This is a genomic window from Rossellomorea sp. H136, assembly GCF_056838065.1.
The window spans coordinates 3,079,922-3,093,749 of sequence record NZ_CM166371.1 but is presented as its reverse complement, the minus strand read 5'-3'; the positions used below and the strand labels follow the sequence as shown (position 1 = coordinate 3,093,749).

14 protein-coding genes and 1 riboswitch are annotated in these 13,828 nt (G+C 38.9%); of the genes, 13 read left to right on the top strand and 1 reads right to left on the bottom strand.

The window, feature by feature from the left end; genetic code table 11:
- Positions 1-78 precede the first annotated feature (78 nt).
- The 6 genes from ACYH0O_RS15825 to ACYH0O_RS15800 all read left to right on the top strand — a co-directional run bounded on the left by ACYH0O_RS15825 (position 79) and on the right by ACYH0O_RS15800 (position 6,917).
- Positions 79-795, top strand: a complete 717-nt coding sequence (locus ACYH0O_RS15825) for a response regulator transcription factor (protein WP_149156972.1) — start codon at positions 79-81, stop codon at positions 793-795.
- Positions 792-2,558 carry an ATP-binding protein gene (locus ACYH0O_RS15820; protein WP_482629481.1) on the top strand — a complete coding sequence of 589 codons (1,767 nt, stop codon included), beginning with the start codon at positions 792-794 and terminating at the stop codon, positions 2,556-2,558. Before ACYH0O_RS15825 ends, ACYH0O_RS15820 begins: the two co-directional genes overlap by 4 nt.
- Positions 2,559-2,831: 273 nt before the next feature.
- Positions 2,832-3,386, top strand: coding sequence for an RNA polymerase sigma factor SigX (gene sigX / locus ACYH0O_RS15815; protein ID WP_482629480.1), 555 nt, complete (start codon positions 2,832-2,834; stop codon positions 3,384-3,386).
- On the top strand, positions 3,358-4,596 hold the full coding sequence (locus tag ACYH0O_RS15810) for a hypothetical protein (protein WP_482629479.1): 1,239 nt from the start codon (positions 3,358-3,360) through the stop codon (positions 4,594-4,596). The genes sigX and ACYH0O_RS15810 overlap by 29 nt, the downstream gene beginning before the upstream one ends.
- Before the next feature lie 437 nt (positions 4,597-5,033).
- Entirely contained in the window at positions 5,034-5,945 is a 912-nt protein-coding gene (locus ACYH0O_RS15805) for a peptidoglycan DD-metalloendopeptidase family protein (RefSeq protein WP_482629478.1), read from the top strand.
- 114 nt (positions 5,946-6,059) lie between these two features.
- A riboswitch (FMN riboswitch) is annotated at positions 6,060-6,193 on the top strand.
- Between the two features lie 154 nt (positions 6,194-6,347).
- Entirely contained in the window at positions 6,348-6,917 is a 570-nt protein-coding gene (locus ACYH0O_RS15800) for an ECF transporter S component (RefSeq protein WP_482629477.1), read from the top strand.
- Positions 6,918-7,019: 102 nt separating this feature from the next.
- Here the strand turns inward: ACYH0O_RS15800 and ACYH0O_RS15795 are convergent, their stop codons facing one another.
- Complete coding sequence (locus ACYH0O_RS15795; protein WP_113967637.1) at positions 7,020-7,268, bottom strand: ferredoxin; 249 nt, start codon at positions 7,266-7,268, stop codon at positions 7,020-7,022.
- A gap of 223 nt (positions 7,269-7,491) precedes the next feature.
- Here ACYH0O_RS15795 and ACYH0O_RS15790 point away from each other — a divergent pair, with 223 nt between their 5' ends.
- The 7 genes from ACYH0O_RS15790 (at position 7,492) to ACYH0O_RS15760 (ending at position 13,731) form a co-directional block, all read left to right on the top strand.
- Positions 7,492-8,562, top strand: coding sequence for a YpbB family protein (locus tag ACYH0O_RS15790; RefSeq protein WP_482629476.1), 1,071 nt, complete (start codon positions 7,492-7,494; stop codon positions 8,560-8,562).
- Positions 8,540-10,006, top strand: a complete 1,467-nt coding sequence (locus ACYH0O_RS15785; protein WP_482629475.1) for a RecQ family ATP-dependent DNA helicase — start codon at positions 8,540-8,542, stop codon at positions 10,004-10,006. The genes ACYH0O_RS15790 and ACYH0O_RS15785 overlap by 23 nt, the downstream gene beginning before the upstream one ends.
- 9 nt (positions 10,007-10,015) lie before the next feature.
- Positions 10,016-10,615 carry a CPBP family intramembrane glutamic endopeptidase gene (locus ACYH0O_RS15780; protein ID WP_149156964.1) on the top strand — a complete coding sequence of 200 codons (600 nt, stop codon included), beginning with the start codon at positions 10,016-10,018 and terminating at the stop codon, positions 10,613-10,615.
- Positions 10,608-11,297 (top strand): LysM peptidoglycan-binding domain-containing protein, encoded by a 690-nt coding sequence (locus ACYH0O_RS15775; protein ID WP_482629474.1) that lies wholly within the window; start codon positions 10,608-10,610, stop codon positions 11,295-11,297. The genes ACYH0O_RS15780 and ACYH0O_RS15775 overlap by 8 nt, the downstream gene beginning before the upstream one ends.
- Before the next feature lie 141 nt (positions 11,298-11,438).
- On the top strand, positions 11,439-11,966 hold the full coding sequence (locus tag ACYH0O_RS15770; protein WP_482629473.1) for a phosphatase PAP2 family protein: 528 nt from the start codon (positions 11,439-11,441) through the stop codon (positions 11,964-11,966).
- A 49-nt stretch (positions 11,967-12,015) separates the two neighbouring features.
- On the top strand, positions 12,016-13,161 hold the full coding sequence (locus ACYH0O_RS15765) for a glycosyltransferase family 4 protein (protein ID WP_482629472.1): 1,146 nt from the start codon (positions 12,016-12,018) through the stop codon (positions 13,159-13,161).
- A 129-nt stretch (positions 13,162-13,290) separates the two neighbouring features.
- Positions 13,291-13,731 carry a DUF2663 family protein gene (locus ACYH0O_RS15760; protein ID WP_482629471.1) on the top strand — a complete coding sequence of 147 codons (441 nt, stop codon included), beginning with the start codon at positions 13,291-13,293 and terminating at the stop codon, positions 13,729-13,731.
- The last annotated feature ends 97 nt before the right edge of the window (positions 13,732-13,828 follow it).

The window sequence follows — 13,828 nt, the reverse complement described above, 5'->3', positions numbered from 1 at the left end:
TATTCTCTTTGAGTCAGCTTCTTTTTTCATATAAAATAAGGATAATATGGTTTAATTAGACAAAAGGGGGATATACCCATGGAGGAAAATATTCGAATTTTAGTTGTAGATGATGAAGACCGGATTCGTAGACTGTTAAAAATGTATCTTGAAAGAGAAAACTATGAAATTGATGAAGCCGAAAATGGAGAGGAAGCATTAGCGCTTGCTCTGGAGAATGATTACGACTGTATCTTATTGGATATCATGATGCCGGGGATGGATGGGATCGAAGTGTGTAAGCATCTTCGTGAAAAGAAAGCGACGCCCGTGATCATGCTTACTGCTAAAGGAGAAGAAGTGAACAGAGTGCAAGGGTTCGAAGTGGGGACCGATGATTACATAGTGAAACCTTTTTCCCCTCGTGAAGTGGTACTGAGAGTGAAAGCGTTATTAAGACGTTCTTCAAAGACAAGCTTTATTCAAACAGATGCCAAGGCAAAGGACCTGATTGTCTATCCTCATCTTACGATCGATAATGATGCCCATCGGGTAACCGCTGACGGTAAAGATGTGAACTTAACACCAAAAGAATACGAGCTCCTTTATTTCCTTGCAAAAGCTCCTGACAAAGTGTTTGACCGTGAGCACCTACTTAAGGAAGTGTGGCATTATGAATTCTTCGGGGACCTGCGTACGGTCGATACCCATGTGAAACGATTAAGAGAAAAACTGAATAAAGTATCCGAGATGGCTGCAAAGATGATTGTTACCGTATGGGGAGTAGGCTACAAGTTCGAGGTAACAAATGAATGAGGCTATGGCGTAGTGTTGTAGGGAAGCTGTGGCTAACGATTCTGCTCTTAGTTTCCTTTGTGTTATTTATCCTTACGATTCTTTTACTGGAATTCTTTCAAAACTATCACGTCGATGTGGTTGAAAAAGAATTAACCCAAACGGCTGAAAAAGTGGCGAGAGTCATTGAGAATCATAAAGACTTGGAACTGGGGATGGAACTGGGGAAAGAAATCATCGATGATCCAATCAATATCATTATTTCATTAGATCAAAATGAATCACTTTATTCCCAGGATTCTACAGCGTTTCAAAAGAATATTCATGAGTATATTTCAGGTGATAAACAACTTCAATCGGTGAAAACAAAAGAAATCACCATCAAGAAAGAGATTGAATTAACTTCGGAACTATCGTCGAACCGATATGAAAATGTCATCATTGTAGGGACTCCTCTTCATATTGATGAAGAGGATGGAGCGGTATATCTCTATCAGTCTCTTGGTGTTATTAAAGATACAACCCGTCAAACAACGAAACTGATCTTGCTCGCTGCCGGGATTGCCATTATTCTAACAACCATCTTTGCTTTCTTCCTTTCCACACGTATCACTGCACCACTTAGGAAAATGCGGGAAGCAGCCTTTGAGGTAGCTAAGGGTAAGTTTGATACAAAGGTTCCGATTTTGACGAAGGATGAAATCGGTGAGCTGGCAACTGGGTTTAACCAAATGGGCAGGCAGCTAAAATTTCACATTAACGCATTGAGCCAGGAGAAAGAGCAGCTCTCCTCTATTTTGAGCAGTATGGCTGATGGAGTTATCACCTTTAATCGAGACGGCACGATCTTGATCACTAATCCACCTGCCGATCGATTCCTGCAACATTGGTATTATGAGCAAAGTGAAAACAGTGAAGAAGCCATCCCTACTACTGTAAAAGAATTATTGCAGAGCGTTGTCGTGACAGAAATGGAGCAGACAGGTGAATTGAGTCTGCAGGGGCGTTCGTATGTGGTGATTATCAGTCCTCTCTACAATAACAACAACATCAGGGGAGCCGTGGCGGTCGTGCGCGATATGACAGAAGAGAGAAGATTGGATAAGCTTCGGAAAGACTTTATCGCCAATGTCTCTCATGAACTCCGTACGCCAATCTCTATGCTTCAAGGATATAGTGAAGCGATCGTTGATGATATTGCGGAAACAGAAGAAGAAAAGAAAGAGATAGCCCGAATTATTTATGATGAGTCATTGCGAATGGGCCGTTTGGTCAATGACCTTCTGGATTTGGCCCGGATGGAAGCTGGGCATATCACTCTAAATAAAGATGTCATTGGTGTCATGCCTTTCACTGAAAGGGTGACGAATAAATTTATTGGACTGGCCAAAGAAAAAAAGGTATCCGTTTACTTTGAAAGTGACGTAGGAATCAAAAATGAAATTCACATGGATCCGGACCGAATTGAACAAGTATTAACCAATCTTATTGATAATGCTTTAAGACATACTCCTACAGGTGGAGAAGTAACGGTTTCCCTGACGGAAAGCAAGGGCGGTTATTTATTCCACGTAAAAGACACGGGTTCCGGGATTCCTGAAGAAGATCTTCCTTTCGTATTCGAGCGTTTTTATAAAGCGGATAAAGCAAGAACAAGAGGGAAGTCCGGTACTGGTCTGGGGCTCGCGATCGCAAAGAACATTATTGAGTCCCATAAAGGTCATATCCAAGTACAAAGTAAAGTCGATCAAGGGACAACCTTCACTTTCTTTCTTCCCATTTAGCCAAGAATCGATGATATCCATAGAAACTTGACGATTTTTCTTGTTACATGGGAAACATTCTTTATTTTTTCTCTGCGAGTAGAAAATGATGTTGAAAAAATGATGAGAAGTCAACAGGGGATAAGTACCTTGTTGACTTTTTATTTGAAGTGAATTTGAGGTAAAACCTATATTAAATATAAGTCTTTCCTTTTGACCAGAAAAATACTATATTGATAGTGTGTAACTTTTTTACAGAAAAAACGACTAATAAATTGACGGGGAGGGAAGCAAGTGGACTCCGTTTTTGAGAAATTATACACTGAGTATCATCAGGACGTCTTTCAATTCCTTATATACATGGTACAGAATAAGCAACAGGCTGAAGATCTGGTGCAGGAAGTATATATCCGGGTGCTTAAATCGCATGAGCGTTTTGAAGGTAAAAGCTCTGAAAAAACGTGGCTTTTTTCGATTGCGAAAAATGTAGCCATAGATCATTTTAGAAAACAGAAGAACTGGAAGCATCGGATATTGGATAAATTCGATTGGAGCCGGAATGATGTGACAGACGATGGGGCACTCCCGGAAGAAATTACTGTTGCGAAGGAAGAAGTTCAGGTATTGTACGAATGTTTGAAAAACTGTTCGACGGATTTTCGGATGGTCATTATTATGCGTTACTTACAAGAACTTTCAATTGTTGAAACGTCTGAAGTCCTGGGCTGGTCTGAAAGTAAAGTGAAAACGACTCAGCATAGAGCCATAAAGTGGTTAAGAATTGAAATGAATCAACGGCTACCAAAGGAGGAAAGAGACATTGAAACAGTCAGAATGGAAAGATCGTGATATAGAGGAACTCGTCAAGAAGCTTCCTCCAATCAAAGATGATCGAACTCCTCAATCGATATATGCAAAAATAGAACGTCAGAACAAAAAGACGTTTTTTGCTTTTAACCGTTTTATTCCAACAGTCGCAGCGCTGGCAGCCATTTTCATCATGGTCATGCTTGCTCCAACCGTATTAAATCAATTCAATGAAAATAGTATGGAAAAGTCTGAAATGAAATCAACGGAATCTTCAGGTGGGGAGTCAGCAACGAATTCAGCACAAGATTCCTTGGCGAAATCAGATGATAAATCAGAAATGATACATGACACCGATAAAGACCAAATTACAGCCGATAAGGATAATAACGAGTTTAGTATGGCTGAGACTGAAAAAGACCTTCAACCATCTACGGCAGAAAGATTATCTTTATACGAAGAAGACTTAGAGGGGAAGGACTACTATTCTTATGGACTCGTTTCAACGGAAGCGGTACCTGTTCCTATTTCAATTGTTGATCGACCGGCAGAAGGGGAAGAAGGCTGGTTGACCCGTCATGAAGAAATTGCAGGTGAGTTGCCTGAAGGTGAGTGGGGGATGGAAGACTTTCTCCCTTTAAAAGGCAAATTTACATTGGGTGAAAACAAAGTCATATTCACTTTGGATCCTGAGCATTCATATAGTGGCGGTAGTGCAGTGGAATATGCTTTTTACCATACTCTATTATACTCATTTCAGCATAAGGGGTTAAATGAAGTGGTTCTTCAAGAACAAGACGGCTCAGTTCCGGAATTCAGCTCCACCGGGGAATTCTCGAAAATCGACCTTAATAAAGATGCTCATACTGCCTATTACCTTTACTCGCCAAATGGAAGGGAACGCTTCCTCGTACCGGATAATATAAATAGAGGAAATGTCAAAGAGTCCATTCAGGCAATGAAAAGCTCGGAAACGAGCCTTTTTCAAAGTGTGATTCCGAAAAATATCAATATCAGTGTAACGGTATCAGATGAATATCTAACCATCAATTTCTTAAATGAACTGGACATAGAAACATTAGACAATGAAACAGCCATGGAAATGATTGAAGGTATTTTACTGACAAGCAAAAGCTCCGGGTATGAAAGAGTTCAATTTGAAAACATTAAACAGGAAAGCTGGAATGGATTCATGTTCAACGAACCCATTGAGACTCCTATCAGCCCGAATAAGAAAACAATCGAAAATTAGTTATCACAGAAAGACTGGAAGCGGGAAAGGAATCCGTTTCGGGTCTTTTTTTTGTGTGAAGGGCATGCTTGTCGGGCCTGACCAGACGTCTCCACATTTCCTATCATCCAGCTCCGGCGGCTAGCCCCTCGAGGTCATAAGCTAAATTGGCCAAGAAGGCAAAGAACGCCTTCCAGGCCAATTCATCTTATGCTTGTCGGTGCTGAACGAGCCGCCTCCGCTTTTGGGTGTATATTTATCTCAAACTTAGACAAACTACTCAAAGGAAAATTATCTCATTCACTTGTGAATATTGAATGGAGGGTCTACATATAGTGGGGAGTGCATGAAATGATGGTGAGAAGGTAAGAATGGGTAAATAGATGAAAAGGTAGTGGACGTGAGGCTTCAGTAGGGAAGAAATAAGGTATTGCGTTAAATGGGTAAGGAGGACAAGCATGATTTTAGATTATGTAAGAAGGCTTTTAATCGTATTCCTGTTAGCATTGTGTGTGAGCATTATGTTCTTTACAGGAAAGATAGCGAAAGCAGAGACGAATAAGATCACGCAGGAAACGGTATCCTGGACATTTCCTGTTGAAGGGATGATAACGGATTCGTATGGGACAAGGTCTGGTACTCATAAAGGAATGGACATAGGTGGAGACATAGGATCTCCTGTTTATTCTGTTTCAAAAGGTAAGGTAATTAGATCATATCTATCTCCAAGTTACGGACATGTGGTATTCATAAGGCATGAAAATGGATATGAAACCGTTTATGCTCATCTTGAGAGCCGGCTTGTTGAAGAAAATCAAGAAGTGGGCCAAGGTCAACAGCTTGGAAATTTAGGAAATACAGGCAGATCGACAGGAGCTCACCTGCATTTTGAGGTGCACAGGGGTGAATGGACGATTGATAAGGAAAATGCAATCGATCCCTATATGGTATTTGGACAAGGTGAGGTCGGGCAGCTTGTGTTTGCTCAGGAGAGGGATCCCTATCAGGCAGTGGGTGTTTCTGGAACAGCTGATATCACCCATGATGTAAGTACGAAACAAGATCATAATAATGAAAACATGGTAAATCATGTCGTACATAAGGGAGAAACCCTCTGGGGGATTTCTCAACAATACAATATATCTGTAGAAGAAATTAAGAGTGCCAATGGTTTAGTTGAAACCCATTTGGTAGTTAATCAATCGTTGGCCATTCCTCAACCAGACGGGGGTGGGTATGTAGTGAAACAAGGGGACACCTTATACTCCATTTCAGTCGCACAAGGAGTTGATGTGAATGACTTGGTGGCTTGGAATGGCCTGGATCTTAAGACACCTATATATCCTCAACAAGTATTAAACATACAATAATGGAAGCGTAAACCTGAATATACCATGAGTAAACAAAAATATTTCGAATTCGAACTGTTTTCCTTCACATAACCCTCGTCATTATGTATAATGAAAATGTATAAAAAAATAAAGATTCGTCTTCGGGGCAGGGTGAAATTCCCTACCGGCGGTGATGAGACATCTGTCTCTTAGCCCGCGAGCCTTCAGGGGCAGGATTTGGTGCGAATCCAAAGCCGACAGTATAGTCTGGATGGGAGAAGATGAAGGTTTATGCCAGAACGTTTAGAAAATGGGAAGCTGAACGTTTATTAGGGTATGCCTTATCATTCTCCTAGATATACGTATCTAGGAGTTTTTTAATGCTACCTTTGGCTTAAGCTATCTTCGATATGAGATGAATCTCCTAAAGGAGAGAGATTTATGAGAAAAATGAATACACGCACGTTTGTAACGGTTGGTATGTTAAGTGCCATATCCTATGTGTTAATGCTTTTTAACTTCCCGATTCCACCATTTCCAAAGTTTTTAATGGTAGATTTCAGTGATGTGCCTGCATTGATTGCGACAGTGACATTAGGTCCTCTTGCAGGAATATTAGTTGAATTATTCAAGAACGTGATTGATTACATCATGACAGGAAGCGATACCGGCGTTCCGATAGGCCATGTTGCAAATTTTATGGCGGGAGTGCTTTTGATTCTTCCGACATATTATATTTATACACGTTTACAATCTAAAAAAGGTTTGTTGATCGGACTTATCACAGGAACTGTGGTCATGAGTATCAGTATGGGAATTCTTAATTATTTTGTATTCCTTCCCGCATATAAATACTTCATGAATTTTGAGCTTCCTGCTGAGATTATCATTACAGGAATTGTTCCTTTCAACATTTTAAAAGGAATCCTTGTAACATCAGTCTTCATCTTACTATTTGTTCGTCTTCAAGGCTGGTTGGCAAGACAGACAGCCCTAAAGAAAGCGGCATAGTGCAAATATAAATGATAAATCCCTCAATGACATTTGAGGGGTTTTTTTATGTCATCAGCCAAAAAAAAAGCTAAGGGGAAATTCCCCTTAGCTCCGGAACTACTATTCGAATTTAAGTGAATCCCCGTCGAATGGTTCGTCAGCTACTTTAATGGAGTCTGTAGGACAACCTTCGAATGCATCAATCATATCATCTTCTAATACGTCAGGAACTTCGACCGTCCCCTGGTTATCGTCTAATGTTACAAATGCAATACCTTCATCATCATAGTCGTAAATATCTGGAGCAGCAGCCCCACACGCTCCACATGCAATGCATGTATCCTTGTCAACGATCGTATATTTTGGCAAAGAAAAAACCTCCCGAGTAAATAATTCTATATAATTCATCATTATACACAATGTAAGTTTGTGAAAAATCACTTAATGTTTATTTTATAGAGGATTGTATAACTTTTCAATAGTTAGGTGGTTTCTTTTTATTTTTATCCGATATATGAAAAACAAAACATGGTTAAACAACAAATTCATGGTACAATATTTGACAATAACCTACATGTTAAGGAGTAGAGATTTGACCTATCTTAATTATGTGATTTTATATTGTTTCTTGCAAATAAATGGAGAGCGATCGATTTACTCTGTTTTTCATATCTTAAAAGGAAAAAAATCTTCTCAGTCGATCCAGGATGCTCATATCTTTTATTTGCAGCCATTTTTCCTCTCTTTACCTAAGCTTAAAAGAGCATACTTTGATCAGAAGGTAAAGGAATTAGAGAAATTGGGGTATATCATTGTCGACGAAAGTGGGAAGGTGATTGTGACCACTGATGGTACTGATTCTGTCAAAAAAGGTTTTCAGGGTGACTCCTTTCCATCAAATATGAACGGTCTCGTCTATGGTGATCAAACGTTTCTGTTTTGGAAAAGATTAAGCCTCCTTGTTCAGGTTCTTTCAAACGGGAAACAGCAGGAAACGTTCTATTTTCCTGTTCAACGTAACAAAAACATACAAAAATGGGTAAAGAGCTGTTTACGAGCACACTCTAATATTGAAAAGTTGTCTTCTGATTTGCATAAAGAGCTGTATAGCCTGTTAAGCAGTCTATCGCAAACCTTAAATCCAGACATTCTCGTATTCCGCTTAACGGGATACAAGGATTATGGATGTACAGAATTACAAGTTGCTGAAAAATTGAAAATGCATGAAGAAGAATTTCGCTTTCAGTTTCTTAATTTAATACACGGTATACTATCTGAATTAGAAAGAGAACCTTCAACTTATCCCTTATTATATTCAATTAGCTTAAAAAGTGATCAGCTGCAAAATCTGACCATTTCAACAAGCAAAACATATGAGTTGTATCAAAGGGGCCATTCAATCGAAGAAATTGCACGTATACGTGATTTAAAGATAAATACCATTGAAGATCATGTGATTGAACTAATCTTAACTCAGAAAGAATTTGCAATAGATCCGTTCATTTCTCAAGTGGAATATGAGAATGTGCTTTTAGTTATGAATGACGCTCAAACTAAAAGGCTAAAACCGATAAAAGAGAAGATTCCTCATTTATCTTATTTTCAAATTAGAGTAGCGATTGCGAAGGCAGGTGAGAACCGTGAATCTGCAACAAGAGCTTAAAGAGAGATTTGGCTATTCTTCCTTCCGAGAAGGCCAGGAGGAGATCATTCAATCTGTTATAAATCAACGGGATACGTTGGCAATGCTTCCGACAGGAACCGGTAAGTCCCTTTGCTATCAATTAGCCGGGTATCTAATGAAAGGACAAGTATTAATCGTTTCTCCACTTCTGTCTTTAATGCAGGATCAAGTGGAGCAGATGAAAGTAATGGGTGAAAAACGTGTGATCGCACTGAATTCGTTTTTACCTTATATGGAAAGAAGAGCCGCCCTTGAGCAATTACACGTTTATAAATTTATTTTCATATCACCGGAATTGTTAATGAGTCCGACTATTATTCCCTTACTACAAACTTTACACATTTCATTATTTGTTATTGATGAAGCACATTGTATATCTCAGTGGGGTCCTGACTTCAGACCTGATTACTTAAAATTGGGGGAGCTAAAAAAGAAGATTGGCAACCCGACAACCTTGGCATTAACGGCGACTGCCACTGATGAAGTGAGGATAGACATTAAACGAGTGCTCAAAATGGAAGGTGCTGTGGAAATAGTCTATTCAATTAATCGGGAAAATATCGGTCTGTTCGTTGAGAAAGTCACGGATCATAGTGATAAACTGGATAAGCTTTTAGAGTATGTGACAACATGGGGTGGGCCGGGTATTATCTATTTCTCAAGTAAACGCATGGCAGAAGACGTTTCTTTATGGCTTGGGGAAAATGGAGTATCAGGTGTTGCTCACTATCATGGGGGAATGGAACAAGAGGATAGGATATTGATCCAACAACAATTCCTTTCCAATAAGTTAAAAATCATCTGTGCCACCTCTGCATTTGGTATGGGTGTAAATAAGGAAAATATTCGATTTGTCATTCATTTTCATTTCTCTTCAAACATTGAAGCTTTCTCACAAGAAGTCGGAAGAGCGGGACGAGATGGGGAAAGCAGTGTCTCTGTCGTGTTATACTCTGAACAAGACCTTTCGATCCCTCTGCAGCTAATTCAAAGTGAATTACCTGAAGATATACAAATACAGAGATATGTAAAGGAAAGCAGACAGGGTCAGGAAAAAGAGATAATCGATCAGTTGCAACTGTCGGAGATTCAATATCGATTTCTTACGCACTATTCAGATGAGCTGACTCAAGGGCAGCCTATTAATCATGATAGATTAATAGAAAAAATGAAACAAATTCGAAACAATCGATTACAATACAAGAAGGACAAATTACTCTCCATGATCGAGTGGTTACAGTTTGATTTCTGTAGAAGAGAGAAGCTCCTTCATTATTTTGATGAAGTGCTTCAACAGGAGAATAGCTTCTGTTGTGATCAATGCGGTTATTCCCTTAATGATTTCAAGTATCGGCCAACGGACATTCAAAACCAGATTGAAACAAGATGGGAAAAAAGATTGGAAAAATTATTATTAGGATAAGTGGTATTCATGCATAAACAAGGGGAAGTCATTCAACAACTTTCTAAGAACCAGTTAACATTTCATTTGTATTTCACTCAATTTTTACTATTAACGATAGCATTAGGATTAGGTATATTTTTATTTGACACGTGGTCTGGTTTTGGGAAACAGTTTTACATTTCCCCGACTATTTTGACCATTGGATTAACAAGCGGTGTGATGATCGTGATCATCGACATCGTATTGATGAAGCTTTTACCCAGTAAATACTATGACGATGGTGGGGTGAATGCACGGATATTTACGGATAGAAGCATTGGTGAAATTGCACTGCTTGCATTTTTCATTAGTATTAGTGAAGAAATATTATTCAGGGGCGTGTTGCAATTTCACTTTGGCTTAATCATTTCAAGTATTATATTTGCTCTGATTCATTTCAGATACTGGGCTCACTGGTTTTTAATTGTCAATATTGTACTGCTTAGCTTTTGGATCGGTTTCATTTATGAACAAACAGAGAATTTATTGGTAACAATCATCATGCACTTTGTCATCGATTTCTTACTAGGTATACATATGCGTAAGAAAGGGAGACAAGGAAGTAAAGAAGGGATGTCTCATGAGTAAAGACCCATATCGAGATCAAGCAGCGAGATTAAAACAAAAGATTGAACGAGCCCCAGAGAAAGCACCATTAAATAAAAGAGAGCCTCTTCCAGCGAGAAGTGAGGTACATAGAGAGAAAAAGAAGAAAAACAAATGGAGAATGAAATATCCATTGATCAGTATGCTGCTCTTATTTTTTATTCTTTTGCCCTTGACGGTTTTTAGCATTTATTCGTATTTCGATAGCAGGAATGGTCCCCTGGTGGTCATGTCAGAAGATGTGGACGATGTGGAAGAAGTTCGCTACGACCAATCCGATAATGGTAATGAGGAGAGCCTTGGAGAGGCTGGTTCCATAGAAGAAGAGGCAGCTGTAATTGACAAAAAAGAAGAATCTTTGAATGAAGATGCTGCCTCAATGACTGGAAAGGAACAACCAGCATCTACTGAACCGGCTTCTCCATCACCTGAACAAGAATCAGCAGAGGAAAAGCCGAAAGAAGAGGTAAATGAAGAACCTGTGGAAGAACAGCCAGCATATAAGATCGTATATCACACGGTCGCACCCCAGGAAACCCTTTACAGGATTGCTATGAAATACTACAATTCCCAATCAGGGGTTGAACGAATTAAGGAATGGAATAATATTCACAATAATGAAATCCAGTCGGGACAAATATTGGAAATCCCATTGGATCAATAATAGGCACTCCCCCAAGGAAATTTGGGGTGGGTGTTATTTTTTTTACAAAAATTTTCAATTAAATTTACATTCATTTATAAGAAGCATTACAAACCGAAAATATAATGGAGGTGACAGCACTATAGAAAAGGGGTTGGTTTCATGGACAGAATGCTTACGCGCTTTCGCAAGGTAGATGATTTGTTGTTTTACAGAATCAATGGAAGCAAACAGCTGTATCGTTCATTCTTCGGCTATGTTACTCATCTTGGTGGAGCGAGGTTTACTGTAGCCTCCGTCCTGATCCTGTTTTTCTTAACTCAATATTATCCACAAATGAAAAGAACGGTAATGGCCGCCATGTTAACGTTATGTATCAGTCATATTATCATGACGGTCATCAAGAAATTGGTTAAACGAATCCGACCCTATTTAACCTTACCTGATGCAATGGTACACGGGTATGAATTTAAAGATCATTCATTTCCGTCTGGTCATTCGACTGCTATTTTTTCCATTACGATTCCTTTTATGATTCAGTATCCAAGTACAATGCTTATCCTTTTTCCTTTAAGTTGGTTGGTTGGATATTCCAGAGTGTTGCTCGGAGTCCATTATCCTTCAGATGTATTGGCAGGGGCATTTCTTGCATTTTTTACGACTTTAATGGTCCTTTTGTTTATAAGATAAATGTAAAGAATATACGAATTGAATGGCAATCAAAAAGGGGGAAGTGTACATGAGAGTGGCATTATTTTCGGATACTTACTATCCTCAAGTGAACGGGGTCGCAAGAACGTTAAAAAGATTGACGAATCACTATGAGAAAAGGGGAATTGAGTACAAAGTATTTGTTCCTGATCTTCAAGAGAAAAAAGAGTCATATCCAAATGTACATTCCTTTACAAGTTTTCCTTTTTTCTTCTATCCTGAATGCAGAACCGCTATTGCCAACCCGAAAACGATTGAAAGGCAATTGAAAGATTTTTCACCTACACTGATTCATGTAACCACACCTCTTACAATGGGACTTTACGGGATCCGCGGGGCAAAGAAAATGAATATCCCCTTGGTTGCCTCTTACCACACCCATTTTGATCTGTATTTGAACTATTACAAAATGATGTGGGTGGCACCATTATTATGGAAATACATGAAATGGTTTTATTCACAGGCAGATCGGATTTTTGTCCCCTCAATTGAAACGAAACTTCATTTAGAAAACCAAGGTTTTGCCGACTTATCCATATGGAGCAGGGGAGTGGATTGTCAAACCTATTCTCCTGAAAAGCGCAGTCCTGAACTAAGGAGAAAATTTATTAAAAACAAGAAATACACTCTGCTTTATGTGGGGCGTTTAGCTCCTGAAAAGGACTTGGACACACTCGAAAAGACGATTAAATACCTTCCTCATACATTAAAAGATCAAGTTCAATGGGTTATCGTGGGCGATGGACCGATGAGGAATGAACTTATGGAAAAAACCAAAAAAGAAGATGTACTCTTTACGGGTTATGTAACAGGAAACGAATTAGCGGAAGTGTATGCATCCTCTGACCTATTCGTCTTCCCATCTGCTTCAGAAACGTTTGGAAATGTAGTATTAGAAGCATTTGCATCAGGTTTGCCAGCGGTAGTGTCTGATAAAGGCGGTGTGACGAACATCGTAGAGCATAACCAAACCGGAAGGATGGCGAAAGCTCATCAATATTCTTCGTTTATTCACCATATTGAAGAGATATTAAATGAAAATCTCCTAAATGAAATGAAAAGAAATGCTCTTCAAATGGCTGAAAAACAATCCTGGGATTGCATCTTTGATCAACTCATAACGGAATTTCATGAAGTTAGTTTTCTTCGCAATCGGAATCAGATGTCAGGGTGAAGAAACATTAACCCGCCTTCCTGATAGATGTGTGTGTAAAGGATCCGAAAGAGGTCCTTTTTTTATTCAACTATTCTATCTTTATGGACAAGTTCATAAACTATAAGGGAAGGAAAGGAGTGGGTGGGAATGAACTTTGGAGAATGGACAGATCAAGCCACTGGACAAATGCTACATAATTTAATAGACAAAAAACAAAAATTTGATAAAGCCAAAGCGGTACACCTCTATACCTTATGGGCAAGCATGTTTGCTTCCTTCATTTTTCTCTATTATGTGACGAAATTTGTGCTTGGACCATATTCTTACTCTTTTGCAGCGATGTTTTCTGTATTTGTATCTAACTCTTTTCATCTATTTATAACAATGCTTCTTGTCGGGCTTTTCGGTGCTACAAGAATCTTATATGAGAAAAAGGAGAAAAAGGAAAAAGAGTATCATGCATTAAGGTGTGAAGTCATCGATCGAAGTAAAGATTTATGGAAAGAGGAAGCGTGGAAAAAAAGGCATCATGTGTATGAAAAAATGAAAAAAGAATGGGATATTAATTTATTTCATGGAAGTAAGTGAGAGCAAATGTAAGTACTTAATATAGAGCCCATATTTATAAATTAGTAAAAAGAAAGGGCCCATTTCTTTTTTCACAAAGAAATGAGCCAAGTTTTCA